This window comes from Acidovorax cavernicola (assembly GCF_003581445.1).
In genome coordinates this window covers 141,829-168,630 of record NZ_QXMN01000005.1, presented here as the reverse complement: position 1 = coordinate 168,630, position 26,802 = coordinate 141,829, and the positions used below count along the sequence as shown (strand labels likewise).

The 26,802-nt window shown below is 68.2% G+C and carries 15 protein-coding genes; 2 read left to right on the top strand and 13 right to left on the bottom strand.

From position 1 onward, the window contains the following. Positions 1–3 precede the first annotated feature (3 nt). The 5 genes from D3H34_RS07580 to D3H34_RS07560 all read right to left on the bottom strand — a co-directional run bounded on the left by D3H34_RS07580 (position 4) and on the right by D3H34_RS07560 (position 15,307). Positions 4–11,697 carry a filamentous hemagglutinin family protein gene (locus D3H34_RS07580; protein WP_167481146.1) on the bottom strand — a complete coding sequence of 3,898 codons (11,694 nt, stop codon included), beginning with the start codon at positions 11,695–11,697 and terminating at the stop codon, positions 4–6. Between the two features lie 349 nt (positions 11,698–12,046). Next, on the bottom strand, positions 12,047–13,039 hold the full coding sequence (locus D3H34_RS07575; protein ID WP_119552825.1) for a FecR family protein: 993 nt from the start codon (positions 13,037–13,039) through the stop codon (positions 12,047–12,049). A 72-nt stretch (positions 13,040–13,111) separates the two neighbouring features. Beyond that, positions 13,112–13,639 (bottom strand): RNA polymerase sigma factor, encoded by a 528-nt coding sequence (locus D3H34_RS07570; protein WP_119552824.1) that lies wholly within the window; start codon positions 13,637–13,639, stop codon positions 13,112–13,114. Between the two features lie 3 nt (positions 13,640–13,642). Next, positions 13,643–14,257 (bottom strand): STN domain-containing protein, encoded by a 615-nt coding sequence (locus D3H34_RS07565; RefSeq protein WP_167481145.1) that lies wholly within the window; start codon positions 14,255–14,257, stop codon positions 13,643–13,645. A gap of 435 nt (positions 14,258–14,692) precedes the next feature. Further along, on the bottom strand, positions 14,693–15,307 hold the full coding sequence (locus tag D3H34_RS07560) for a DUF6630 family protein (RefSeq protein WP_167481144.1): 615 nt from the start codon (positions 15,305–15,307) through the stop codon (positions 14,693–14,695). A 198-nt stretch (positions 15,308–15,505) separates the two neighbouring features. On the opposite strand from D3H34_RS07560, the gene D3H34_RS07555 reads away from it, so the two are divergent. After that, the gene (locus tag D3H34_RS07555) at positions 15,506–15,859 is read left to right on the top strand and encodes a nuclear transport factor 2 family protein (protein WP_119552821.1); all 354 of its coding nucleotides are present in this window, start codon (positions 15,506–15,508) and stop codon (positions 15,857–15,859) included. Positions 15,860–15,866: 7 nt separating this feature from the next. On the opposite strand, the gene D3H34_RS07550 is transcribed toward D3H34_RS07555, so the two are convergent. Then, positions 15,867–16,520, bottom strand: coding sequence for a glutathione S-transferase family protein (locus tag D3H34_RS07550; protein ID WP_119552820.1), 654 nt, complete (start codon positions 16,518–16,520; stop codon positions 15,867–15,869). Between the two features lie 88 nt (positions 16,521–16,608). Here D3H34_RS07550 and kdsA point away from each other — a divergent pair, with 88 nt between their 5' ends. Then, positions 16,609–17,460, top strand: coding sequence for a 3-deoxy-8-phosphooctulonate synthase (gene kdsA, locus D3H34_RS07545; RefSeq protein ID WP_286185510.1), 852 nt, complete (start codon positions 16,609–16,611; stop codon positions 17,458–17,460). 49 nt (positions 17,461–17,509) lie between these two features. On the opposite strand, the gene flgL is transcribed toward kdsA, so the two are convergent. From flgL to D3H34_RS07510, 7 genes are all read right to left on the bottom strand, one after another. Beyond that, complete coding sequence (flgL, locus tag D3H34_RS07540) at positions 17,510–18,721, bottom strand: flagellar hook-associated protein FlgL (RefSeq protein WP_119552818.1); 1,212 nt, start codon at positions 18,719–18,721, stop codon at positions 17,510–17,512. A gap of 31 nt (positions 18,722–18,752) precedes the next feature. Next, the gene (flgK, locus tag D3H34_RS07535; RefSeq protein WP_119552817.1) at positions 18,753–20,717 is read right to left on the bottom strand and encodes a flagellar hook-associated protein FlgK; all 1,965 of its coding nucleotides are present in this window, start codon (positions 20,715–20,717) and stop codon (positions 18,753–18,755) included. Between the two features lie 113 nt (positions 20,718–20,830). Then, entirely contained in the window at positions 20,831–22,558 is a 1,728-nt protein-coding gene (locus tag D3H34_RS07530; RefSeq protein ID WP_119552816.1) for a methyl-accepting chemotaxis protein, read from the bottom strand. A gap of 10 nt (positions 22,559–22,568) precedes the next feature. Then, positions 22,569–23,090 carry a chemotaxis protein CheW gene (locus D3H34_RS07525; RefSeq protein ID WP_119552815.1) on the bottom strand — a complete coding sequence of 174 codons (522 nt, stop codon included), beginning with the start codon at positions 23,088–23,090 and terminating at the stop codon, positions 22,569–22,571. A gap of 16 nt (positions 23,091–23,106) precedes the next feature. After that, positions 23,107–24,729, bottom strand: coding sequence for a methyl-accepting chemotaxis protein (locus D3H34_RS07520; protein ID WP_119552814.1), 1,623 nt, complete (start codon positions 24,727–24,729; stop codon positions 23,107–23,109). 16 nt (positions 24,730–24,745) lie between these two features. After that, positions 24,746–26,332: a methyl-accepting chemotaxis protein gene (locus D3H34_RS07515; protein WP_119552813.1), complete on the bottom strand. Its 1,587-nt coding sequence runs from the start codon at positions 26,330–26,332 to the stop codon at positions 24,746–24,748. A 185-nt stretch (positions 26,333–26,517) separates the two neighbouring features. Beyond that, positions 26,518–26,799, bottom strand: a complete 282-nt coding sequence (locus tag D3H34_RS07510; RefSeq protein WP_119552812.1) for a hypothetical protein — start codon at positions 26,797–26,799, stop codon at positions 26,518–26,520. Positions 26,800–26,802: the final 3 nt, after the last annotated feature.

The window sequence follows — 26,802 nt, the reverse complement described above, 5'->3', positions numbered from 1 at the left end:
GTCTCATTTGGCATGTCGCACCTTGGTCTTCTCGGCTTCGGTCAACAACGACATCACGGATGCGTCGAACTGCTTGCCATGTCCCAGCACCTGCACGGCGTTGGTCGGGTCGTAGCGAAGCGAAGCGCTCGCGGGCGCGCCGGCGCGTGGCTGCGACGATGCACCCGCACCTCCCGGAGGCAGGCTCTCGTTGCCGAAGCCCAGCACCCGCACCGTGAACACCGATGGCAGGTTGCGCCGTGCCGCGGTCCGCTCCTGCTGCATGGATTCCTGCGCCGCGATGGCGGCCGACGCCGCCGCCGCGCTGGCATTGGTCAGTGCGCCGATGTTCACCGCCGCCAGCACCGGCAGCCCGGACGATTTGCCCTGAACCTGGATGTTGTCGGCGTTGAGCACCTGCAGCGCGGCGATGTTGAGGTTGCTGGCGACCCGGATGCCGGCGTCGCCGGCATTGATGGTCCCCTTCGGTGCCACCAGGTCCACGTCGCCTTCGCCCACGGTGCCGATGCCGGCGCCGCTCATGTCGCGCTTTTCCTGCACGAGGATGTTGCCGTCCTCGTCCGCGGTGACCTCCGGCGCCTGCGGGACGCGCACCGTCTTGGCGCCGCGGCCGGCGTCGATGTCGCCCCGGCTGGACCACAGCACCTGGTCGCTGCCCAGCGGCTCGGCTTTCGAGACGAAGGACAGGATGCGCGAGCGGTTCACGATGACGTCCTGGTCCGCGAACACATTGACCTGTCCGGGCGACGCCAGGGTCACCAGGCCGTATCCCTCGGGCACCGCTGCGCCCAGCGCCGCCACCTGCAGGCCACCGCCGGGGGTGAAGACATTGACGTCGCCTCCCTGGTGAGTACGCGCCGCCATCCGGGTCGCGGCGATGCTGCCCGCACCCGTCCAGCTGCTGCGCCAGTTGTCCGGCAGATCGGCGGCATAGCGCGCGGGCTGGCTTTCGGTCTCCGTACCGCGGAACAGCGTGTCGATGGCCGCGAAGCCGCGGCGGTAGCCGCCGTTGATCGGACTGTCCTGCCCGTCGCCCCCGTTCTGGTCGCGCCCGCCCTGGCGCAGCTCATAGACGAAGACCTGGCGCAGGAACTGCTCGCGCACCAAGGGCGGCAACTGCCGGTATTGCTCCCACGCCTGTTGCGGGCTCAGCTTGCCGTCCGCGGTGCCAGTGAGGCTGGCGACCTTGTCGGCGCCGAGCATGCCTTCCACGAAGGACACCAGGCCCCGTCGCGCCAGCTTGGCCAGGTCGCCGCGGTTCTCCACCCCGTCGGTCAGGTACAGCGGCGCCGCGGTGCCGTCGGCCAGGGTGGTCTTCAGGTAGTCCGGCATGGCGGCCACGTTGGCCGGGTTCAGGTAGGCCCGCTCGAAGGCGTCGTAGCTGGCGGCCTTGTTCATGCCGGCCATCAGGGTGATGTCGGCGCCCTCGACGGGCAGGGCCTTGATCAGGTTCGATTCTTCGCCCAGCGGCGTGGCCGACACGTAGTTCCAATAGCGATTGGCATTGGTGTACAGCGACAGGTTGTTGCCCTGGATGTCGCGCCCGGCCACCAGCAGCAGGGAGCCCGGCCCTTGCAGCGCGGTGCGGCTGCCCCTGTCGTAGTAGTACGACGCCGCGTCTCCGCCGTATAGCGCATAGCGGTGCGACAGGAGCCTGTTGGCGACAGCCAGGATGTCGTTGCCCGCCGCCAGCATGGTGGTGTCGGTGGGGCGCAGGTTGCGCGCGCTGAGCTCGAAGTTGCGGATGTCGGTGCCGGCCTGCACGTGCACCGATTCCGACGCGATCAGATTCAGGTCGCTGATGGAACCGGTCGCCGCGTACAGGCGGCTGGGCGTGAAGTCATGCACCTGCATCGGCAGCACATCGGGGTTGTCGAACAGCTCCATGCCATTGAGGCTGTTGAGCAGGAACGTGTTCGTCACCGAGAAGCCGCCATAGACCGACTTCAGCGGCGCGCCGAACGCCGATGCCCCGCCCAGCGTGACCGTGAAACCCATCCACGGACGGAATATCGACGGCCACTTGTCCAGCGTGGTCTGGGTCATGACGATGGCACCCGTGTTCTGCAGGCTGCTGCCGCGCAGGAAGCGCAGGTCTTTCGCGGCCAGCAAGGACAGGTCGCTGCTGTTCGCCGGCGCCATCGCCAGCAGGCCTGCGATGTCGATGTTGCCGCTCAGGGCCGACACGCTCACCTTGGCCGGGTACAGGCCCACCATGTCCGTCTGGAGCTTGGTGTCCGTCATGCCGCTCACCAGCCTGGTGGTGTTCTCCGTGTCGTTGCCTGCCACGAATTCCGACTGGTTGACCAGGCGCACATTGCCGCCGGTGGACACCAGGTTGACGGCGCTGCGCTCTGTCTGGCTGCTCATGAACATCGCATGGCTGGACGCGCCACTGGTGTCCCGGTCGGCCTGGTCGATGTAGGCACGGCGGATCTGCATCGGGTCGATCACGGTCTGCAGGACCAGGACGCCCAGCGTTTGCAGCTTCAGCGTGGCGTCCGACAGCGCCAGCACAGGCGCGATGTCGTAGGCATAGGGGGCGTTGGGCCAGCTGCTCGAGATGCCGGTCAGGGTATAGCCGGGGGCGCTGGCGCCTGCCTCGATCTCGCCGGCGCCGCGGCCCACGTAGTACTGGCCGGCCTTCAGGGTGCCGCCCGCCGCCACCTGCAGCTGCCCGCCATTGCGGGTCACCTGGGACGCTGCGGCATCGCTGGCGGAACGCCCGCCTGTCACGCGCATGGTGCTGGGCAAGGCCACCACCAGGTTCACCAGGTCGCCGCCCGCCGACAGCTTCACGTTGCCGCCTCCGAGCGCGCCCAGGCCCTGCTGGAAGCTGGCGTAGTTCACCCACCAGCTCGGCTGCTGGCCCCGGTCGGACATGACCGGCGCCCAGCTCTCGCCCACGTTGTACGCGTCGTAGTAGCCGGTGGGACTGCTGAGATCTCCGCCATAGCGGCCCTGGCGGAACAGCCATTCGGTGAGGATCTGGTCCGAACGCGCGCCCTGCGCGGTGGGCGCGCGCACACTGCCCTGGACCGCGACATCCACGTGACCGCCTGCGGTGCCGTACTGGGCATCGACGCTGGCGGTGTCGAAGCCGCCGCCCAGGGTGGGATCGGCCTCGGCCCGGCCTGCGGTGTACAGCGCGGACTCCTTGTGCGCCAGCACGAGGTCGCGCCCGGCGCGTACCGTCAGGTCGCCGCTGCCGGTGCGCACCAGCTTGCCGGCGCCCGACTCGGCGCCGGCCGTGCCCACGCGAATCGTGCCGGTGTCGACCGCGAGCGCGCCCGATGGCCGCGTGGCCAGCGCATCGACCGACCCCAGGTCCGCGCCCGCCACCAGGCGCAGGTTCCACGAGGCCGCCTGCTGCAGCCGCGCCGCCCGGCCCGCGCCGTTGTCGCGGCCCGCCACGTCGAAGCCGTCGCTCAGGTGGCCGTCGATGTTCAGGTTGCCGCCGGCGCGCAGCGTCAGCGTGCCTTCGCGGTGCGCCGCGCCGAAGCTGTCGAACAGGTTCCAGTCGCGGCCCAGCGTCAGGTCGCCTGCGCTGCTGATCTCGATGCCCGCCGCCAAGGTGTAGGCACCCGCGTTGCCGCCGAGCCCCGGCAGGATGCCGGTGCGGCCTGCAAAGGCATTGGCTTCGGTGATCGCCTGCGTCGCCACGGATTCCACCGTGCCGTCCGTGCTGGCGTAGCGGCGCACGCCTTCGAGCACCGCGGAGCGCGCGCCCTGCACGGTGGCGTTCAGCGCCGTGACGTTCAGGCCATCGTTGCCTGCGGTGCGCTGCGCGCGCAGCCGCAGCTTGCCGCCTTCGCCGCCGCTCAGGTCCAGCGTGCCGCCGGCCAGGTGCAGCTGGCCATCGACCGCTTCCAGGTCGATGCGGCTGCTGCCCACGCCGTCGACGGCGTCGGTGGCACGGGCCGCCAGCACCGCGCCCGGCTGCATCGTCAGCCCCGCGCCGCCCACCAGGCGGATGCTGCCGCCATAGGCGGCGCTGGCATCGACGCGCGCCGTGCCGTCGACGGAAATCACGCCGCGATCGGTGATGACTTCAAAGTCGGCCACCCGCGTGTCGCCCGCGATGGTCAGGTCGCCCTGGCGGACACGGAACTGCCGCGACTGGCTGAAGCCCGCGTCGTTGAGCGTTCGCGCCAGCGCGCCGAAGTCGGTCAACCGATCGATGGCCAGCGCAAAGTTGCCGCCCTTGCCGCCCTGGCCACCCTTGCCACCGAAAGCGGCCTGCGCCTGCAGCGTGCCGCCGAAGTTCACCCGTCCGCCCGCCGATGCATCCACCGTCAGGCTGCCGGCGTCGCCGCCGCGCGGATGGGCGGACAGGTCCAGCAGGCTGCCCGGTGCCAGGTCGATCAACCCGCCCCACGTCGCCAGGCTGATCTGGCCGGCATCCACGTACTGGGCCACGTCGAAGAAGACCTTTTCCAGACCCCCTGCGTGCAGGCGGCCCGGCGCCGCCAGCGTGAGGTTCCCCGTGCCGGCATCGATCGCGATGCTGCCGCCCAGCGCCAGCACCGGCAGCCCCACGGTCACGCCCTGGCCCGACAGGTTGAGACGCGCGCCCAGGCTGGCACGGCCCAGGTCGGCCAGCGCCTGCGCATCCAGCTGCGCGTCCTGCTGCAGCACCAGCTGGCCCTGCGTGCGCAGGGTCTGGTCGACGCCGGACACGCCTTGCAGCACCGGCGTGTGCAGCGTCAGCGCCGCCGCGCCGGCATCCAGGCTGCCGCTGCCTTCGCCGGCGATGCGCCGGCTGCCCGACAGCAACACCTGATCGAAGCCGGACACCTTCTTGTCGCCCACGCCCAGCACCAGCTCGTCGGCCTTCAGTTCCAGACGACCGCCGCCCGTTGCCGCGCCGCTCGACGAGGCGCCGGTGTTTTGCAGCGTCAAGTGCGAGGCCTGCACCTGCACGGCGTCAGCACCATGGCCGCGCAAGGCCGCGGCGTCGAGCACCACCTTCGCCAGGCCGCGCATGTCCAGCGTGCGATGGAAGTCCAGGCTGCCGTAGCTGTGCAGCGTCAGCGCCTGCGTGTTCGACAACTGCGCCAGCGCGTCGGTGTCCAGCACCAGTCCGCCGCTGCCGCCCCCGATGCCGATGCGGCTCGCGGCCACCGACAAGGCCGTGCCCGACAACTGCGCGCCGGCGGCCATCTCCGTGGTGTTGGTGGCGTCGAGCAGCAAGGCCTCGCCACCCTGCAGCAGCGCGCCGGCGCCGATGCGCACCTGGCCGCCGGTCGTGGTGTCCACGTTCTCGCGCAGTGCCCGCACGGCCTGGCCGCTGCTCACGCGCACCAGCGCACCCCAGTCTTTCGAAGGTGTGGTGATGTGGTCGTCGCTGGTATCGTTCGGCGTGTTGTTGTCGCTCCACACGGCCGCCACCTGCGGCTTGAGCACCAGGTTCGCTTCGTCGCCCGACGCCTTGCCGTCCGCGCGCAGCACGCTGCCCGACTCGATCGACACCGCATTCGCCGCGGCCAGGATCACCTCAGGACCGCTCAACGCGGTGCCTGCCGAGTTGCGCAGCACCACATCGCTGGCGGCCACGTCCACTTGCAGGCCTCGCACATCGCCCGTGCGCGTGCCACCCACCAGCAGACTGCCCGCGCCGAAGCGCGTCAGGCTGCCGGCATCCACGACCAGGTAGCCATCGGCGCGCAGGTCGCTGCTGTCCTGCCCCGCGCCGACGATGGCGATCTTGGAGGCGGCAATGTCCACCAGGCTGCCGCGCCCGCCCGCATCGGGCTGCGCGCGCAGTTCGCCGTCCAGCGTGAGGGCGTGGCTGGCCTTGAACACCACGGCGCCGCCGTCGCGCGCCAGGCGCGGGGTCACGACGTCTTGTCCTGTCAGGCGGTATTGCGTCAGCTTGAACGCATCCGATGAGAAGAAAGCGTTGCCCCGGGCTTCGTTGTATTCGCTGACCTTGCGCACCAGACCACCAGGCAGCACGCGCCAGCCCGAGGCCGTGGCATCCCGCGCGCCAGTGATCGTGTCTTGTTCCCGCCCTGCCACGATCATCGAACCGTCGCGCAGGCCGGCCACCTCGCCGCGGGACGCGGCCCAGGCCGGCAAGGCCTGGCCCGTGCTCTGCACCGCGAAGGCGCCGGGCAGCAGCGCATAGCGCGCCGGCAGGAGCGTGTACCAGCCGGCCCCCAGGCCACCACCGGCCAGCCAGACCTTCCGGCCCGCCGCACCGCCCGCCACGGGCGACAGTCCCTGGTAGCCCGGCAGCACGGCGTACATGCCGGGCAGCGTCAGCACGTCATGCGAGCCGCCCGAGCCGGGCACGTGCTCCCACGCATGCAGGTCTCCGCCGCCCGCGATGTCCACCACCGCGCCCGCGGCCATGGCCACATCGGGCGCCTGCAGCAGCACGCGCTTTTCGGGCAGGGACGACAGATAACGGTTTTCGTCCAGGGACGTGGCATCGCCGGCATTGGCACGGTTGCGGCCCTGCGGATTGGCCGGGTCCAGCCAGTACTCGGCGTTGCGCAGGGTGCCGTAGAGCACATCCAGGCCCGCACCGGACACCGAGGTCAGGCTGTTCGTGCCCAGCGTCAGGCGTTCGCCGGCATTGAGCGCGATCTGCCCGAAGGGCGCGCGCAGCACGCCGTCCTGCTCGATGACGGGCGCGTTCAGCGTCAGGCTGCCGCCGGCCGACAGAGGCGCTTCGGCGCTCCCGTTGCCGCGCACGGTGATGGACTTGTCCGAGTTGATCTTCGCCGTGACGGCCGTGGCCGGGTAGACCTGCGCGGCCTTGATCTCCAGCGCGCCGCCCACGTCCAGCGTGGCCCTAAGCTGGGGGTCGTCGTAGTCGGTGCCGCCTTCGCTGTAGGCCCCCGCCACGAAGCGCAGGTCACCGGTTTCCAGCACCGTGCGTTCGAAGCCGCGCAGCTTGACGTCGAGGGGCGACGCAGCCGCGCCCTTCAGGCCATTGCCTGCGATGTCGATGGCCTGGCTGGCCGACAGGATCAGTTCGCCCGCATTGGGGGCCGTGGCGCCCACAGCACCGACAGCGCCTGCCAACGGGTTCAGTTGCAGATGGTGGGCGTGCAAGCGCACCACGCCGCCCAGCCCGTCGCTCTTGATGACCGGGGCGGTGATGGCCAGGCGACCCGCAATGTTCAGATCGACACCGCCGGCCAGCTGCACGCCCACTTGCGTGGAACGCAGATCGACCGCCGAGAAGCCCGTGTCCTGCAGTGCCTTCGCCGAGACGTGCAGGGTGCCATCCGAGGTGGCGATGTTGCCGATGTTGATCTTGTGGCTCAGTGCCGTTCCGGTTCCGCTCCAGAAATACTTGTTGAGCAGTTCGACCACCCGCTTGTCGATGGTCGCGTCGTGTTCCCACGGCGCCATGTCACGGCCCGGTCCCGCGGCAAGCGCCGCACCCGCGTCGACGACGAGCCCGTTGCTGCTCGAAACCAACGTTGGCAGCGCCGTGTTGATCGCCGTGCGCATCGCGCTGGTCATCTTGACGTCGCCGGCGTGCTCGTCATGCACGTCGAGGTTGCCGGAGGTCCCGATGATCCGCGAGTACTTTTCTCCGTTGAAGGTGTACGTGCCGGCCGGATTCTTGTAATAGAGGAAGGAGCCGATGTCCGGCGCCACCAGATCTCCGGACGAACTCCCGGCCGAGCTGGTGTCCGTGATGGACAACGACCCGCCCGCCGCCTGGGCATTGCCGCCGTGGGCGCGAAGCCGGGCATTCATGGCGCCACCGGCCGCGGCCGTCATCACGATCGCGCCGCCGTCGCTGCCCAGTTCCTGTTCCACGCGCCGCAGCGCGCCGAGCGCACCCGTGCCGCGATCCCAGTATTCCACCGTGCCCCGCGCGCCCGACACGTCGATCAGCGCACCCGCCTGCGCATCCAGCGTGCCGGCGTCCAGCGTGACCATGCCGCCCGGGAGCACCTTGCCCTGGCGCAGGCGCATGGCCGGGTCGTGGAAGATCTGCGCCACCCCGGGCAGCAGCAGCTCGGCCCCGTCGGCCAGCGTCAAGGTTTTCTTGGCGCGGATCTTCAGCGTTCCGGCGGGTGCCACAACGCGGCCCGCCACCAGCACGGAAGCCCGCCCGGACCCGTCCGCGTCCAGCGAGATCGTGCCGCCGGGTTCTGTGCGGATGGTGGCGTTCGCGTCGATGCGGATGTCCCCGCCGGACGCGGTGGTCCCCAGCGACAGGCCGCCAGGCGCGCGCGCGGCGCGGCGCTGCTCGCTCAACGCGTCCAACGCCACGGGGGCCAGCGCAGAGCCCAATGCGCTGCCGCTGGGCAGCGTGCGCAGCGCCGATACCGCCGCGGGCATGTCCCAACTCGTGGGCTGGATGTGCACCTGTGCGCCTTCCGCGACCACGACGTCCCCGCCGAGCGAGCGGATGCCGATCGTGCCGAAGCCGCGCTCGGCGTACAGCGTTTCCGGCAGGTGCAGCAGCCTGGCCGTGCCCGATGTCGTTCCTTCCGCGGCCCCGCCCGCCGGCGCGGCGCCGCCCACCTGCACATCGCCGGTCGCCGTGAGGGTGAGCCGCGACGCATCGCCCCCCGACCAGCCGCGCAGATCCAGCGTGCCGAGCGCCGTGTTGTCGAACGCCGTCAGGCTGATGGCTCCGCCGTTGCCCGCCTGCACCTTGCCCGCCTTGCCGCCCGACGTGACACCCGACAGCCAACCGCCGCCGGACACGTCCAGCGTCGCGCCCGCAGCCACGTCCACGTTGCCGTACACCGTGCCCAGGCCCTCCTTGATCGGCGTCCCCAGTGCAATCGAGCCACCGTGGATGGCGCGGCCCAGCGTGACGCCGCCACCGCTGTCGTTGACCCACTGGCCCGCGACGCTCAAGAGGCTGTTCGCACCCAGGCGCAGCACGCTGTCCGCCTTGCCGCCTGCGCTCAGGGAAATGGCGCCGCCCGGGGCGATGATCCGGCCCTGGATGTCGAAGTTGCCGGGGATGCCCTGGCCGTCGTAGACCGCGGCCGTGAAGCGCGCCCCCGGCTGCAGGTTCAACACCGCGCTTTCTTCCAGCACGAAGCCGGTGTTGAGGTTCAACTCGATGGCGCCCAGGCCCGAGTTGCTCAGCCCCGCGGCGGACAGCCAGGTGGTGCGGCCCAGACCCGCGCCGGCGCCGGGGGCTTGCCCTTCCGGCTCGGAGAGGAAGGCATCCCTGCCCAGCGGGCTGTCGATGCTGAATCCCGTTGGCAGCAACGCAGGCTTGTCGCTGATGACGACCTGGCCCAGGGTCCACATGCCCTCCTGTGCTCGGTTGGAGCCCACCACCAGGCGGCCGGCGCGCGGCAGCTCGGACGCTTCCTGCACCCGGTCGCCGGGCTGCACCGAGCCCTTGAACTCGCCTTCCAGGATGAAGGCGCTGCCGGCGCGGATGTCGATCGAACCGGCATTGCGGCCTTCCTCGTAGCCCGGCTCCCAGCGCTTGCCCGACATCAGCGGGTTGACGTAGGTGTGCGTGACGCCCCAGCGCGCATGCGTGTTCAGGTACTGGCCCGCGATGCCCGTGTAGGTCATGTCCGCCGGCGCGGACGACATGGTGTAGGTGCGCCCGTCCGCGCCGCGCAGCAGGGTTTCCGTGTTCCAGCCGTCGCTGTAGCGCACCGAGCCGCCGGACACATCCAGGATGGAGCCCGGCCGCGTGATCACCGAGCCGTTGGACTGGATGGTGATGTCGCCGCCTCGCGCCGCCAGCTCCGACAGGCCGATCAGGCCATTGCCCACCCAGCCCGTCACGTCCGCCAGTGGCGTGCCGACCCAGACGCCCTTGACCGCCTTGCCGGAGTCGTCCGTGACCCATTCGACGCCCGCCATCAGACCCTTGAAGGTGCCCGACCTGCGCCGGTCCACGACGACCTTCCGGCCGTACAGCCAGGTCCCTGCCTGCAGGTGGGAGTCGCGCAGTTCGTTGATGCGCAGTTCGGCCTCGACGAAATTGCTGGCCATGTCCACCGGCATCTGCAGCAGTCCCGCGGTGCTGATGGTGGCCTGCTCGCCGACGAGGATGCGGCTGCCGTCGCCCACCTGCGTGTTTCGCAGCAGCGCGGCAGGATTGGCTTGCGCCTGGATGTCGATGTTGCCCGCGGCGGCCGTGACCTGGGCACGGGTCTGCACGTCGATCGCCTTGCCGTAGAGCTCGATGCGGCCGGGCTGGTAGCGGTTGGCCAGCGAGCCGCTTTCGATCCGGGTGGTGTCCTGCCAGTCGTTGACGACCTGGGTGATGCTGTCCGGTCCCAGGGTCAGCATGCCGCCCGACCAGGCCGCCAGGCGCGAGGCGTTGGCCGCCAGGTTGATGTCGATGTTGTAGACGCCCTGGCCCCAGGCGCGCAGGCGGATGGAGCCGGGGCGGTTGTTCAGCGCGGTGCTGGCCTGCAGGATGCCGCCCTGGTTGATTTCGCGCGACACCATGGTGATGTCGCCGTGGTCGGCCTGGACGATGCCGGTGTTGTGCACGCTGTAGCCGACCTGCGCCGCGCGCTGCTCCATGAGCGGCAGGATGTCGGACACGATGCGCCCGAACAGATAGGGCTGATAGGCGGGACCTGACTGCGGCGTGATCAGGAACTTGGCCGGGAAGACCCAGGGCCGCACCGACGAGGCGACGGCATCGAAGCCGTGCACGGTGGGGCTGATCTCCTTGGCTTCCAGCCACACGTTCTCGCCGGCGCCCAGCAGCGTCTGGCCGCCCGGCGTGCGGATGCTGCCCGCATTGCTGACCTTGGGCGCGAACATCAGCACATGGCCCCCCTGCCCCGTGATCTGCGCGCCGGCCAGCACCTTCACATCGCCCGGCGGCTTGCCCGGATCGAAGGCCGGGCCCATGTCTTCGAAGAGGACGTTCGGATCGCTCGGCATCACCTTGGAGTTCTCGCCGAAGGTGGGAACCCCGACGGCCACCTCCAGGCCGCTCCAGTAGCCGGGGTCGCCGGCCTTCGTTCCCAGGCGCGTGTTGAGACCAGCCTTGAACTGCTCGTCGCTGAGCTTCAGGCTGGAGGCGACCAGGTTGCGCACGTTGACCTGGCTGCTGCCCGTGAACAGGATGCCGTTGCGATTGACGAGGTAGACGCTGCCCTCCGCCTCGATCCGGCCGGCAATTTCGCTGGGGCGGCCACTGGGGTCGTTGATGCGGTTGAGCGCGACCCAGTCGTTGACGCCCGTCTTGGCGTGGGTGCCGGCACGCTGGTCGAACTTCACCGTCGTGTTCTTGCCGACGTTGAAGGTCTCCCAGTTCAGGATGGCCTTGTCGGCGGTCTGTTCGATGGTGACCGTGGTCCTGCCGCTGGCCGCCGTCTGCACGGGATTCCTGGCGTTGAGCCAGCCGGCGGTCAGCGACTGGGTGTCGACCTTCAGGCCACCTTCGGTCAGGCCGTCGGGCGCCGATGCGCCGCTGGCCAGCGCCTCGGCCCGCTGCTGTACCTGGTGCGCCTGCTGCGCGGCGATCGTACGCGCGGCCACGTTCAGGTTGTTGATGGACGTCTGCAGCCGCTGGTTCGCCGCTGTCGATGGCTGCGTCGGATGGGTCAGGTTGGACGCCGGCATGCCGTTCGGCAGCTTGCCCGTGGCGATCGCGCCCGCCTGCGTCGCGCCCTTGTCAGCGAACCACGCCGGACTGAACGCCCGCTGTGCGTGCGCGCTGCCGAGGACCCCGCCTGCAGCCAGCGCCACCGCGATGGCCCGCGCGACCGGGAGCATCCTGAAAACCTGCTGCGCCGCGCGTGTCGAGCGATTCTTTTCGTTGTGCCAACGTGTGGTCATTTCTCATTCCCGCCGAAGTGAAGACTGTGTCGAAGGGGCGACCCGCTTCGCGCAGGCCAACCCCATTCAAGAAGCCCTTGCGCTGGCAATCGAAAGCCAACGCGGCAAGGGCCGTTAGTTTCTTGACGGGACGGGAACGTCGAATTCCAGAAGAATATTTTTGGGCTATTCGATGGCCAGCACGCTCCGCTTCGGCCTCGATCGGGAAAGTCCTTGCGAATCAACGGCTGGCACGCGTTGCACCACGACGAGGTCACGAAATCGTCACAGTGCGGCGGACAGCACACTAGCTCAGGACCAGCACACCGGCAGGGAGCGACCGGGCGTTCAAGCCGAAGGAGCGTTGCATCTGGAGCAATGCCAGATCGAGACGGTCGAGCTTGAAGGTCGCGGTGACCGTCTTGTCTCGCAGCGAATCCACCATCAGCACCACACGCCCGGGGCGGTAGCGATTGATCTCGTCCAGCACCATCGACAAGGGGGTTTGCTTGAACACGAGTTCACCGCGCTGCCAGGCGGAAGCCACCTCGGGGTCGATGGCGGCGATGCCGCTGATCGAATGCTCGCGATAGACCGCCTGCTGGCGTGCAAGCAGCAGACGGTCGCCGGCCGGATGCTCGATGCGCACGCGCCCCGCCAAGCAGGTCACGCACACCCGCCCTTCCAGGTGGCTGATCTCGAAACGCGCCGATTCGGCAATGCTGCGGCCCGCGCCGGCCACGACGCTGAAGCTGCGCGTGCTGCCCGGCATCTCGATCGCCGCTTCGCCGCTCAACAGGTCCAGCCCCACGGTCTCGCCGTCCGAGGTCAGGCGGCGAATGCTGGTGCGTGTGTTCAAGGTCACGCCGATCTGATCTGACAGCGCGATCGCGCGCTGCTCGCCGGCGGCTGTGCGCCAGTCCGCATTCCACTCATGGGCCGCGGGCCACAACCCCAGGGGCGAATAGACCGCCACCCCCGCGACACCTGCGGCGGCGGCTGCGCCCGCCATGCCCAGGAATGCCCGGCGGCTCGCTGCAGGTTTGCGCAGAGTCTCGCGGTGAAGCCTGGCCGCTTCGGCATCGGTGCGCACCAGCGTGTTCAGCGCGGGTTGAAGCATCCGCCATTGCTGCCGGGCCTCGACGAACGCCGCCTGATGCAAGGGACTTGCGTCACGCCAGCGACGGAACGCCTGCGCATCCCATTGCGTGGCAGCGCCCGAATGCAGCTTGCGCACCCAGGCCTGCGCGTCTTCGCGCAAGGTCTCGGGGAGCGTCGGTGATGGAGAGTGCGTCGTCATGATGGTCTCAGGGACCCCGTACTGTGTAGACGGTTGCCGACGCCCCAATCCGCAAACTTTTTCTTCGTGCCGTCATGAAGACCTGCCAGATCGCGGTTCCAGCCGTGAGAACAGGAGGTCCTGCGCGGCCTTCAGTTCGTACTCGACGGTCCGCACCGGAATGCCCAGCCGCTCGGCCACGTCCCGCTGGGACCAGCCCTCCAGACGAACCAGCAACAGGATCTCGCGGCGGCGCGGCGGCAGGCGCGACAGCAGGCCATCCAGCGCCTCCAGCTGCGAACGGGCTTCGGCCACCTCGGCGGGACCAGGCGCCGGGTCCGGCAGTTCGTTCATCAGGGCCTCGATGTCGTCGGACACCAGGACCTGACTCTGTGCGCGCCGCACGTCGATGGCCAGGTTGACCGCCATGCGCAGCAGATACGCCTGGGGCGTGGCAATGGGACCCGCAATGGGCTGGCTGCGCTGCAGCTTCAGCCAGGTTTCGTGCAAGGCATCTTCCGCCAGTTCGACATTGCCCAGCCGCAGGGCCAGACGCTGCTTGAGCTGGTCGTAGCGCTGCACCAGGAAGCTGCGCAGCAGCGGAATGACGTTTTCCGTCATGCGTCAATGCACCGTGGCACAGCGGGGTCCGGGCAGGACATCGTGCGGAAGGATGGCGAGCGTGAGCGGCAGCGCCAGGTCCGCCGGCGGGGGGCGGTCCATCGTCAGGTCGGCCAATGCCGCGAGCATGGCGGCGTCCCGTGCAGGATCTCCCGAAGACGAAACCACGCTGGCCTGGCTGATGCGGCCCGACGCGGCCACCTGCAGTTGCAGGATCGAGCGGTAGTGGCCGGGGGCCGTGCGTCGATCGGCGCACAACGCGTCCCAGACACGGGCCTGAACCAGGGCGTCGTACCCGCGTTTCGAACCGGCGGCCGACGCCACCCCAGGCGACGCCGCGACGCGCTTCAGGATGAAAGCCCCCGACAACTGGGTGTCCACGTCATCCGCGGTGAAACCTGTGCCGGCCAGCAAGGCCCGCAAGGCGGCATGTGACGTATGGCGCCCGCGCACCGGTGCGGACGTTCGCCCGGCCACCCACTCGTCGATGAACATCACCGATCGCCCCGACACCGCGGCGTATTGCGCCAGGGCAGCCGCCAATGGCTGCGCCGGCAAATCGAAGTCCAGCATCTGCGATTCGGACGAGGTGCTTGCGGCGGAGTCGACCGGCTGCACGTCAGTGCCTGCGGCCATTGCCTTCGCTGTCGATATCCAGGCGATACAGACGCAAACTGCGGTGCAAGTCAGTCCAGAGGCAAAGGCTCGCACGGCCGAACTTCCTTGCTCCGGCCCGGGCCTCGCACAACCACTCGCCCACAACCACGGTGTGCAGAAGTCAACAAGGAGGAAGAGGGGCGCATCGGCAAGCCAGTGGACAGTATTTCAACGCCGGCAAGCATCACATTTGCGAATGACGGTCTCATGACGACCGGCGTGGCAGCTCACTCGCCGTGGTTCTGACCAACCAGCGAGGGGTGACCCGTATCGAGTCACCCATTCACGCGTTTCCGAGTCTTCTTGTGGCTGACCGTAGTCCGTCACTGCTTGGATGTGAAAGTGCGAGTCTCGGCACGTCCCCAATTCCGCAGTGCTAGGTCGTGGTGGGCTCACCTACGCATGAGCTGCCTCGAACTCGGGCGTTCTCAGCACTTTCATCCCGGCAGAAAGCGCGGCTTGGCGTGCACTTTCTGCGTCGTCCTGTCTGATCAGGATGGCGTAGTAGGTGTCGCTTCCGATGTCGATATGGAGCATCTCCAAGCCCAGCGGCGCGGCCCAGTCCGCAACCTCGCACAAGCCGGCAGGCACGGTTCTGTCTTGTTCATCGACGCCTTCTTTCCAACTCCATCGTTCCGAGATGCCGAAACTGGACGCGACCTCGGCGATCTGCCACTCCACTTCCTCGGATGCCTTCCAGTCACATTGGATGACGAACCATTGGCCGATCTTTTGACCCTCGTTGCCCAAGGCAATCTCTTCGAAGGCCTCTGATGAATTGCCATAGGTGTCGAAGCTGACAAGCATCGCGTCCATGAGACGACGCCTTTCGTCGTCCCCCAGGTGTGCCGTCGCCAAGCCCATGAAGCGCGCCAAGGCTTCTTTTCGTATCGAGGCGGACTCGCCTTCAGCGGCTCTTGCGGCATTGTTCAACGCGGGAGGAGCCGAGGACGCCTGATCGGCCCCTGGCTCGGTGTTGCGACGAAATAGCTTGGCGAGATGCTTGAGCATGAAGTTCCCTGTCTGTACGGTGGGGCTGCGAAGCCGAAATGCAGCAGCCCTGAACACCTCGTGCTCGCTGCGGTAGACGCTCCAAAGGTCGCGACGGGCATCGGCCACGCAGGCTCGCACTGATCGAACGCATGTGCCCGATCACTGTAGCGGGGATTCGCCCATGCCAGTCCTCAGCATGACCGCTACAGTGCCCTCATGACCGCCACGAACACGCTCCCTCCCGATCTTCAAGCCGCCATGCGCGCACGAGACGAAGCCTTCTACGCCGTCGATCCGACGCAGTGGAGCAAGTACACCGCAAGCGACTTCACGACGGTCCAGCAGAACGGACAGTTCATGTCCCGGGCCGAGCGGATCGGCAACCTTCAGACGCAGAAGCAGCGGCCCTATGTGCCGCGCGAGCGCGAGCAGCACGAACTGCAGGGCGATCTTGTGGTCACCCGCTTTTTCGGTGGCGGCCTCTGGGTGCTGGAAGTCTGGAAGCGCATCGGCGGTGCATGGGGCACCGTCATGACACAAGCCACCACGGCGACGTCCACCACGCCTTGATGCGCCGTCAACCTGCGGGCGAAGGCGCCGCGTTCACTGCCAGCTGCGCCGCAAACGCCCGCTGATACGCCGGCCGCGCTTCGCCCCGCGCGACATAGGCGGCCAGGCGGGGAAACTCGTTCAGCAGGCCGGACGGTCTCAGGCGCAGCAGCACCGACACCATTAGCAGGTCGCCCGCGCTGAAACCGCCGTCCAGCCAGTCGGCGTCGCCCAGGCGGGCGGCGAGTTGGGTCAGGCGGGTGCGTATGCGGTCCTGGACGAGGGGCAGGCGCTCGTCCTTCCAGGGCTTGTCGCCTTCCACGAACCTGACGATGATGAGTTCGAGGATGGGCGGCTCGACCGTGTTGAGCGCGGCGAACATCCACGTGATGGCGCGCGCCCTGGCGTTGGCATCGGCGGGAAACAGGCCCGGGTGGTGTTCGGCGATGTGCATCACGATGGCGCCGGTCTCGAACAGCGCAAGGTCGCCCTCTTCGTAGGTGGGAATCTGGCCGAAGGGATGCAGCGCCAGGTGCGCGGCCTCCTTCATCGCGTGGAAGGACACCAGGCGCACCGCGTAAGGCAGGCCGGCCTCCTCCAGCGCCCAGCGCACGCGGGTGTCGCGCGCCAGGCCCTTGCCGCCGTCGGGCGAGCGTTCGAAGGCGGTGATGGTGATGGTCATCGCGGGTGTCCTTTCGCCAAGGGCCCGATTTTGGGCCGGAAGCCGAACCGCGAGAATGCGGGCAACGAACACTACACAGGAGCTCTTCTTGACTACCGTCGCCATCAACTCCGAAATCAACGTCAGCAACAGCGGTGGCTTTGTCCTGTTCGGGGGCGTCAACGTGCTGGAATCCAAGGACATGGCGCTGCGCGCCGCCGAGGAGTACCTGCGCGTCACGCAGAAGCTGGGCATTCCCTACGTCTTCAAGGCCAGTTTCGACAAGGCGAACCGCTCGTCCATCCATTCCTTCCGCGGGCCCGGCCTGGAAGAGGGCATGAAGATCTTCGAGGCCGTCAAGGCCGCATTCGGCGTGCCCATCATCACCGACGTGCACGAGCCGTGGCAGGCAGCGCCTGTCGCCGAAGTCGTGGACGTCCTGCAACTGCCCGCGTTCCTCGCCCGCCAGACCGACCTGGTCGTGGCAATGGCGAAGACGGGCAAGGTCATCAACGTCAAGAAGCCCCAGTTCCTGAGCCCGTCGCAGGTGCTCAACATCGTGGAGAAGATCCGCGAGGCCGGAAGCTCGCCCGTCATCCTGTGCGACCGCGGCACCTGCTTCGGCTACGACAACCTCGTGGTGGACATGCTGGGCTTCGGTGCCATGAAGAAGGTCACCGGGAACCTGCCGGTCATCTTCGACGTGACCCATGCCCTGCAGCAACGCGAGGCGAACGCCGCCGTCTCCGGCGGGCGGCGCGAGCAAGTGGCCGAACTGGCGCGCGCGGGCCTGGCGGTGGGCCTTGCGGGTCTTTTCCTTGAAGCGCACCCTGACCCCGCGCAGGCCAAATGCGATGGCCCCAGCGCCCTGCCACTGGACCAGCTGGAGCCTTTCCTCACGCAGCTGAAGGCGCTGGACGACCTGGTGAAGTCGTTCGCGCCCTTGAACATCCGCGCCTGAGCAAGACAAGGCGCTCGCCGGAGTGCCCGGCGACGCGCCGCCTCGCCCCTTACAGGTAGTTGAAGAGCGAGATGCTGTTCAACCGCGCAAAGGTCATCTGCGTGGCCTGCAGCGAGGCCTGGCGCTGATAGAACTCCGAGATCGCGGTGTAGGGGTCCAGGTTCTCGATGGACGACAGGTAGCTTTCTTCCTGCAGCTTGTTCATCGCGGCGGCGCTGTCGAGCGCTTCCAGCTCCACCTGGCGCGAGCCCACCGACGAGATCACCGTGAGCACATTGTCGTGCGCGTTCGTGACCTTCACGTTGGCGGTGCTCAGTGCGTTGCGCAGCTGGGCCTGGGCCGCTTCGCCACCGCCGTTGAGCGGCGCGCGCAGCGCGGTCACCAGCTCGCCCAGGGCCGCGAAGATGTCGGTGCCGGCATTCTTCGCGGTCGACACGTCGAAGCTGTCGCCGTTGGCCGGCGTGCCGCTGATGGCGACCTGCACGCCGCCGAACGAGATCGGCTTTCCGGCGGTGAAGGGGCCCGACGCGGCCAGCACGGGCGGCGTGTCCTTGGTCATCACCGTGTAGTCGGTGCCGGTGAAACGGATGGTGAAGTCCTTGCCGTAGTTCGCGGCCGTGGCGTCGGTGGTGCTCACCGCGCCGAACACGCCGGAGCCGGTGTTGGCCGATGCGCTCGACGCCACGTAGCCCGCGCCACCCTGCACCGACTGGAAGATGCTGCGGCCGTCGTCCGAGGTCGACATCTGGCGCGCCACGTCGATCTGCATCAGCCGCTCGCCCTGGTCGCCCACGTATTGCACGCCGCCGCCGGCGGCCATCACGAAGGGCGGGCTACCGCTCTTGAAACCGGCGAACAGGTACTGCCCGTTGCCGTTGTCGCTGTTGGCCACACCCACGAGCTGCTCGAGGCTGCTCTGGATGGCGGTGGCGATCGAGCCGCGGTCGGCGTCCGACAGCCCCCCGCCGCCGGCCTGCACGACCAGCGTCTTCACGTTCTGCAAAATGGCCGTCACCGAGTTGAGCGCGTTCTCCTCGGTCGAGAGCGCCAGTGCCGCGCGCTGGCGGCTGGTGGTGAACTGGGCGCTCTCCGCCAGCGTCTGGCCCACGCCGAGCGCGCGCGCCGCGCCCACCGGGTCGTCGCCGGCCGACAGAAACTTGGAATTGGTCGCCAGCTGCTGCTGGACCTTGAACAGCTTCTGCTGCTGCAGGCCCATTGCCTGCAGGCTCTGCTCGTAGAAGGATTGGGTGCTGATGCGCATCGCGGGTCCTGGAATCTGTGCGAGGGGTAACTTAGCTGCGGATGCCGAGGATGGCGTCGAACATCGCCGAGGCGGTCTGGATCACCTTGGCGTTGGCCTGGTACATCTGCTGGAACATCAGCAGGTTGCTGGTTTCCTCGTCCTGGATCACGCCGGAAATCGCACGCTGGCTGGCCTTGATCTGGCCGGTCACGCTGTCCTGCGTGGTGGCGGCGACCTTGATCGACATCGCGCGGTTGCCCACGTCGCTCACCAGCTGCGAGTAGGCGCCGTTGAAGGTCGCGGTGCCGTTCGACATCGTGGTCTTGCGCTGCAACGCGCCCAGCAGCAGCGCATTGCCGCCGTCGGACACGCCGCCAGTGTTCTTGCCGATGGTGAAGGTGTCGCCTTGCGCGGGCGCGCCCGTCATGGCGACGGTGATGCCGTCGAAGCTCATCTTCGCGCCCGCCGTGTACGGCACGGGCGTGCCGGCCGGGTAGCTGGTGGCGGTGCCGTCGGCACGCGTGACCGTCACGGCCGAGCCGGCCGGAAAGCCCGACAGCGTGCCGGTGCTCGCATTGAAGGTCAGCGTGAGGTTGCCGGCCAGCGGCGAGCCCGGGTACGCGGCATCGACCGTGGCCGCGCCCAATGCGCCGGTGCCCTTGTTGCCCGCGGTGTTGCCGGTGATCACCGGCGATGCAGCGGCCACCCTGGCGGGGTCGCGCACCTGCACGTCGATGTCGCGCGCACCGGTGCGCGTGGGCTGCACCAGGAACGAGTCGCCGGCCTTCGCCGTGCCGCTCGCGGCCGTAAGGCTCACGCCGTCGAAGCTGATGGGAAAGGTGGTGAAGCTGCCCATCGGCGTGCGGTCCGAGAGCCGCGTGACCGTGTAGGTGAGCGTGCCCCCCACGTCGGTGACGCTGACGTTGTAGTCGCTGGTCGTGAGCTTCGACGCATCGGTCAGCGTGGCGCCGAATTCGAGGTTGCCCGTGTTGCCTGCGTTGGCGATCGTGCCCGGCACGGCCTGCGAGAAGAAGTTCTGGCCCAGCGCGCCGTTCAGGTCCACGCCCAGCTTGTGCTGCGCATTCACCGCATCGGCCACCGACATGGCGAGCCGGCCAACGGCGTTCTGCGTGGGGATCAGCGTGTCCTTGCGGAAGGCCATGAGGCCACCGAGCACGCCGCCGGTGAAGGCGCCGTCGTCAAGCTCGACGGTGTTGCCGGCAAAGCCCGACAGCGCCACCACCTGGCGCGTCGGGTCGGACGACGACGCCACCGCCGCCATCTTCGAAGCATGCTCGCCCACCACCAGCGACTGGCCGGTGGCGATGAACACGTTGTACTTGCCGTCGTCCTGCTGCAGCACGCGCACGTCGACCACCTGGCTCAGCTCGCTCACGAGCTGGTCGCGCTGGTCGAGCAGGTCGTTCGGCGGCTGGCCGCCGGCGATCGCGCTCATCTGGCTGATCTGCTGGTTCAGGCTGGCGATCTTGGCGGCGTAGGTGTTGATCTGGTTCACGCTGCCCACGATCTGCTCGTTGACCGAGGTGTTCAGGTCCGACAGGTACTGGTCGGTCGCGCGGAACTTGCTGGCCAGCGACTGCGCGGCGCTGATCATCTGCTGGCGCGCCGCCGGGTCGGCCGGCGTGTTGGCCACGCCCTGCACGCTGGTGAAGAAGCTCTGCATCAGCGGCGCGATGCCCGAGGTCTTGTCGGCCAGCAGCATGTCGATGCGGTTGACCTGCACCCCGTTGGTGGCGAGCGCGGCCGACTGCGACTGCGCGGCTGCGAGCTGCGCCGTCAGGTAACGGTCGTAGCTGCGCGACACGGTCGTCACGTTGGCGCCCGAGCCGATGAAGCCCGAGCCGCTGGCGATGCCGCCGGCCGTGGCGATCTGGGCCACCTGACGGCTGTAGCCGGCCGTGTACACGTTGGCGGTGTTGTGGGCCGTGGTCATCAGCGCGGCGCGGGCGACCGAGAGGCCGCTCAGGCCTGTGTAGAACATGCTTCCGGACATGGGGCTTTACCTGTCAAAGGGGGTGTGGGGGTGGCATCGCGCGCGATGCCCTGGAGTGCTTATCGGCAGCGCGCGCCCGAAGTTGAGGGCGCGCGTGTTCGTTCACACCTTTCTTAGAACTCCGACCAGTCGCCCTTCGCGTCGCCAGCCATGGCGAGCTGCGGTGCGCCACTCGGTTCGCGGCGCGTGGGCAGGGCCTTGGCACGCGGCTTCGGGGCCGGCGGCGTCGGCTTCGGCGGCTTGGGGATCGGCGTGATGCGCGTGAAGCTGGCGCGGGTGGTGGCGACTGCGTGCGCGTCGAGCTTGAAGACGCTCACCGCCTGCACGAGGCTGCCGGCCTGCTCCTGCAGCGACTGCGCCGCCGCCGAGGCCTCTTCGACCAGCGCCGCGTTCTGCTGCGTCACCTGGTCCATCTGCGTGATCGCCTGGTTGATCTGCTCGATCCCCGAGGTCTGCTCCTGGCTCGCCGCCGTGATCTCGCCCATGATGTCCGTCACACGCTTGACGCTGCCCACGATCTCTTCCATCGTGCGGCCGGCTTCGGCGACCTGCTTGCTGCCTTCCTCGACCTTTTCCACCGAGTCGCCGATCAGGGTCTTGATCTCCTTGGCGGCAGCTGCGGAGCGTTGGGCGAGGCTGCGAACTTCCGATGCGACCACGGCAAAGCCGCGGCCCTGCTCACCTGCGCGTGCAGCTTCGACCGCAGCATTCAGCGCCAGGATGTTGGTCTGGAACGCAATGCCGTCGATCACGCCGATGATGTCCACGATCTTCTTGGACGAGGCATTGATCGAGCCCATCGTGTCCACCACCTGTGACACGACCGCGCCGCCCTTCACCGCAACCTCCGAAGCCGACACCGCCAGCTGATTGGCCTGCCGTGCGTTGTCCGCGTTCTGCTTCACCGTCGAGGTCAACTCTTCCATCGACGCAGCCGTCTGCTCCAGCGAGCTGGCCTGCTCTTCGGTGCGCGACGACAGGTCCTGGTTGCCCGAGGCGATCTGCCCCGACGCCGTGGCGATCGTCTCCGTGCCCGTGCGCACTTCGCCCACCACCTTCGCCAGGTTGGTGTTCATGTCTTTCAGCGCCTGCATCAGCTGGCCCGTCTCGTCGCGGCTGTCCACGCGGATGTTCGCGCTCAGATCGCCGGCGGCCACCGTCTCGGCCACGCCGACGGCCTTGGCCAGCGGGCGCACGATGCTGCGCGAGATGAAGAAGGCGAACAGGCCACCCAGCAGCACCGTGAGCGCCGTCAACAGCAGCCGCAGGTTGAAGCTCTTCGCATTCGCCGCGTCGATGGCATGGCTCATGTCGTCGATGGCGCGGCGCTCGATGGCCAGCAGTTCGAGCACGCGATTCTCGTAGGCCTTGGCGGCCGGCTGGAACGACAGCTGGTAGGCACGCACGGTCTCGACCGTGTTGCCGCCGGCCTTGGCCCGGGTCACGTCGTCCTTGGCGGCCTGGTACTTGGCGCGCAGCTCGACGATGGACTTGAAGGTCGCCTTCTCTTCCTCGGTGACCAGCAGCGCCTCGACCTTGGCCATGGTTTCGGTGCCCTTCTTCACGCTGTCGGAGATCACGTCGGCGAACAGCACCGGCAGCGCCTCGTCCGTAGTGCGCGCGATCATCGAGGTGCGTGCGATGGCCGAGTAGGTCAGCACGTACCAGTCGGCGATGAGCCGCTCCTTGGCCAGCGGGCTTTGCATCATGACCCGCGTGGCTTCGGCGTTGTTGCGCGCGGAGATCAGGCCCACCGCGCTGGAGATGAGGGACAGCCCCAGCACGACCGCGAAGGCGAGCGTCAGGCGGGTGCCGATGCGAAGGTTCGAAAAGAATGTCATGGCGCGGTCCTCAGGCGGTGGCGGCGGATTCGATGAGGCCCATCTCTTCGCTGGACATCAGCCGGTCGATGTCCACCAGGATGAGCATGCGTTCGTCCAGCGTGCCCAGCCCGATCAGGTAGTCGGTGTCGAGCACCGAGCCCATTTCGGGCGCCGGCTTGATCTGCTCGGCCGTGAGCGTGATCACGTCCGACACACTGTCCACCACCATCCCCACCACGCGGCCCCCGATGTTCAGCACGATCACCACCGTGAACTGGTCATAGGTGGGCGAGCCCAGCTCGAACTTGATGCGCATGTCGATGATCGGCACGATGATGCCGCGCAGGTTGACCACGCCCTTGATGTACTCCGGCGCGTTCGCGATGCGCGTCACGGCGTCGTAGCCACGCAGCTCCTGCACCTTCTGGATGTCGATGCCGTATTCCTCGTCGCCGAGCTTGAAGGTCACGACCTCCAGGCGGCTCGCGACGGGCGCCGAAGCGGCGGGGGCCGCGGCTCGCGGCGATGTGTCTCTGGTGTTGTTCAGCATGTGTTCTTCTCCTCGTTCAATGCGCGTGCCGGGCCGTGGCACCCTCGCCCGCCCCGGTCCTAAATACCTGTGCGGCCTGGACCAGGCCCTCGGCTTGTTCCTGCAGCGACTGCGCCGCGGCCGACGCCTCTTCGACCAGCGCCGCGTTCTGCTGCGTCACCTGGTCCATCTGGGCAATGGCCTGGTTGATCTGCTCGATGCCCGAGGTCTGCTCCTGGCTCGCGGTCGTGATCTCGCCCATGATGTCGGTCACGCGCCGCACGCTGCCGACGATCTCCTGCATGGTGCGGCCGGCCTCGGCCACCTGCTTGCTGCCCGCCTCGACCTTCTCCACCGAGTCTCCGATCAGCTGCTTGATTTCCTTCGCGGCAGCGGCCGAGCGCTGCGCCAGGCTTCGGACTTCCGAGGCGACCACCGCAAAGCCCTTGCCCTGCTCGCCCGCGCGGGCCGCTTCCACCGCCGCATTCAGCGCGAGGATGTTGGTCTGGAACGCGATGCCGTCGATCACACCGATGATGTCGACGATCTTTTTCGACGAGGCGTTGATCGAGCCCATCGTGTCCACCACCTGCGACACCACGTCCCCGCCCTTCACCGCCACTTCCGAAGCGGAGACGGCCAGCTGGTTCGCCTGCAATGCGTTGTCCGCGTTCTGCTTCACGGTCGAGGTCAGCTCTTCCATCGACGCCGCCGTCTGCTCCAGCGAACTGGCCTGCTCTTCCGTGCGCGACGACAGGTCCTGGTTGCCCGAGGCGATCTGGCTCGATGCCGACATCACGCCCGCGACGTTCGCGTCCACGTCCGCGACGATCGCGAAGAGGTTGGCGCTCATCTGGTTCAGCGCGCGCAGCAGCCCCGCGATCTCATCGCCGGGCCGCACCGTGAAGCGGACCAGGTCACCGCCCGCGATGGTGCGCGCCACCTCGATCGCATCGTCCAGCGGACGGAACACCGTGCGCCCGAGGAACGCACCCAGGCCCAGCCACGCCAGCGCGGCGCCGATGCCGCTCGACACCACGGCGGCGGGCAACCAGCTGTGCGCGCCGGAAGACGCGGCCAGCCGGGACGCTTCGACCCAGCCTGCGGCGCCCAGACCCAATGACAGCACGGCCGCCGCGACCGTCACGCCGAACACGCGGTGACGCACCGGAAAGCGCCGCAGCCGCGCCAGCGGACGCGTCCAGCCGCTGCGCACCACTTCGCCCTGCAACAGTTCAAGGCCCTTGGCCTCGCCCTCGCGCATGCGGCGGTAGAGCGCATCGGCGGCCAACACGTCTTCGCGCGCAGGCCGGCTGCGCACGGACATGTAGCCCTCCACACGGCCCTGCTGGCGGATCGGCGTGACGTTGGCGAGCACCCAGTAGAAGTCGCCGTTCTTGCGCCGGTTCTTGATGAGGCCGGTCCACGGCAGGCCCTGGTCCAGCGTGCGCCAGAGGTCGACAAAAGCCTCCGGCGGCACGTCGGGGTGGCGCACGATGTTGTGCGCCTTGCCCATGAGTTCGGCCCTCGAGAAGCCGCTGGCCGCGACGAAGGCCGGGTTGACGTAGGTGATGCGTCCCTTGAGGTCGGTGCGGGACACCAGGGCCTCTTCCTTCGAGAGTTCGTACTCGATGTCGGTGACGGGCAGATTGACACGCATGGCCGGTGCGTCGCCTTCAGGCCAGTGCCAGCGCGTGGCTGTTGCTGCTGCCGGCGCTGCCGCCAAGGCGGAACACGCCGACGACCTGCGACAGGCTGCCGGCCTGCTCCTGCAGCGACTGCGCCGCCGCCGAGGCCTCTTCGACCAGCGCCGCGTTCTGCTGCGTCACCTGATCCATCTGCGTGATCGCCTGGTTGATCTGCTCGATGCCCGAGGTCTGCTCCTGGCTCGCCGCCGTGATCTCGCCCATGATGTCCGTCACACGCTTCACGCTGCCCACGATCTCTTCCATCGTGCGGCCGGCTTCGGCGACCTGCTTGCTGCCTTCCTCGACCTTTTCCACCGAGTCGCCGATCAGGGTCTTGATCTCCTTGGCGGCAGCTGCGGAGCGTTGGGCCAAGCTGCGGACTTCCGAAGCGACCACGGCAAAGCCGCGGCCCTGCTCACCTGCGCGTGCAGCTTCGACCGCAGCATTCAGCGCCAGGATGTTGGTCTGGAACGCGATGCCGTCGATCACGCCGATGATGTCCACGATCTTCTTGGACGAGGCATTGATCGAGCCCATCGTGTCCACCACTTGGGACACGACTGCACCGCCCTTCACGGCAACCTCGGACGCCGACACCGCCAGCTGATTCGCTTGCCGCGCGTTGTCCGCGTTCTGCTTGACCGTCGAAGTCAGTTCTTCCATCGACGCCGCCGTCTGCTCCAGCGAACTGGCCTGCTCTTCGGTGCGCGAGGACAGGTCCTGGTTGCCCGAGGCGATCTGCCCCGACGCCGTGGCGATGGTTTCCGTGCCCGTGCGCACCTCGCCCACCACCTTCGCCAGGTTGGCGTTCATGTCCTTCAGGGCCTGCATCAACTGCCCCGCTTCATCGCGGCTGTCCACGCGGATGCTCGCGCTCAGGTCGCCGGCCGCCACCGTCTCGGCCACTTCGAGCGCACGGCCCAGCGGGCGCACGATGCCCAGCGTCAGGCGCCATGCGAGCAGCGCGCCCACGGCCAGTGCAATGGCCGACAGCACGAGCAGCGTGGTGCGGCCCTGCGAGTGGTCGGCCGCGATGCCCTTGGCGGCGGCGTCGATCCGCTCGCGCTGGTGATTCGCCAGGCTCTCGACGGCGTTGGCATAAACGGTGAGCGCCGCCGTGAACTTGGTGTCGACCAGCGCGTTGGCCTCGTCGAGCCGCTTCTCGTCCTTGAGCTTGTTGAGCGTGCCCACGGTTTCCAGCACGATGACGCGCGCCGCGACCACCGCGGCATAGAGCGCCTTTTCTTCCGGGCTGGACAGCATCGCTTCCAGCTTCTTCTGCGCCGGCGTGATGCGTGCCGATCCGGCCGCCTGAAGCTTGGCGAAATAGGCCGCCACTTCAGGATCGGTGGTCTTGACCATCGCGAAGTTGGCGACGGTGTTCGACTTCAGCAGGCTGAGCCATTCGACCGCCAGGCGCTCCTTGACCAGCGCGCTTTCCACCATCTCTTCGGTGGCCTCGCCCACGCTCATCAGGCGCAGCACGCCGGTGCCCGCAATGAACGCCATCAGCAGCAGCAACACCGCGAAGCCGAGCCCCAGGCGGGCGCCGATTTTCAGATCCTTCAAACTCATTGCGCTTCTCTTCTTTCAATAACGGACAGCGGTGGCCGCATCGCGCGACGGGCCACCGGCATGACATGACGGCATGACGAGGCGGCCTGCGCCACCCCGTCTCCCTGTTATCGGCAGCGCACGGCCAGACTTGAGTCTTTTTTCTGAAGTTAGGTGCGAATCGGCGCGCGGGTGCATGCGTGCTGTCAGGCCTTCGTGGCGTTCAGGTGCTGAAACACCCGGTCCAGCCGCTCGGCGACCTTGGCGTGGTGGCGCATCGCACGGGCCCGCGCACGCGCCGCGAGGCAGGCCAGGCCGAGGCCCGTCAGGCAGGCGGCGGCCGCCAGCGCGAGCACGGCCCGGGGCGCCCACACGCAGCCCGTGCCGACACGGAAGCCCAGGATGAGCGCAACCACCAGCAGGACGAGCAGCACGGCAAAACCGATGCCGACGCGACGCACGGTTGCCGGATACAGATGCGCAGCCACGGG

Bases quoted from the DNA above. Each gene is read 5' to 3' on its own strand.
- D3H34_RS07560 (WP_167481144.1), bottom strand. From the start codon at position 15,307: ATGCTCAAGCATCTCGCCAAGCTATTTCGTCGCAACACCGAGCCAGGG.
- D3H34_RS07515 (WP_119552813.1), bottom strand. From the start codon at position 26,332: ATGAGTTTGAAGGATCTGAAAATCGGCGCCCGCCTGGGGCTCGGCTTC.
- D3H34_RS07530 (WP_119552816.1), bottom strand. From the start codon at position 22,558: ATGACATTCTTTTCGAACCTTCGCATCGGCACCCGCCTGACGCTCGCC.
- D3H34_RS07550 (WP_119552820.1), bottom strand. From the start codon at position 16,520: ATGACCATCACCATCACCGCCTTCGAACGCTCGCCCGACGGCGGCAAG.
- D3H34_RS07580 (WP_167481146.1), bottom strand. From the start codon at position 11,697: ATGCTCCCGGTCGCGCGGGCCATCGCGGTGGCGCTGGCTGCAGGCGGG.
- flgL (WP_119552818.1), bottom strand. From the start codon at position 18,721: ATGCGCATCAGCACCCAATCCTTCTACGAGCAGAGCCTGCAGGCAATG.
- D3H34_RS07575 (WP_119552825.1), bottom strand. From the start codon at position 13,039: ATGACGACGCACTCTCCATCACCGACGCTCCCCGAGACCTTGCGCGAA.
- D3H34_RS07520 (WP_119552814.1), bottom strand. From the start codon at position 24,729: ATGCGTGTCAATCTGCCCGTCACCGACATCGAGTACGAACTCTCGAAG.
- D3H34_RS07570 (WP_119552824.1), bottom strand. From the start codon at position 13,639: ATGACGGAAAACGTCATTCCGCTGCTGCGCAGCTTCCTGGTGCAGCGC.
- D3H34_RS07555 (WP_119552821.1), top strand. From the start codon at position 15,506: ATGACCGCCACGAACACGCTCCCTCCCGATCTTCAAGCCGCCATGCGC.
- flgK (WP_119552817.1), bottom strand. From the start codon at position 20,717: ATGTCCGGAAGCATGTTCTACACAGGCCTGAGCGGCCTCTCGGTCGCC.
- D3H34_RS07525 (WP_119552815.1), bottom strand. From the start codon at position 23,090: ATGCTGAACAACACCAGAGACACATCGCCGCGAGCCGCGGCCCCCGCC.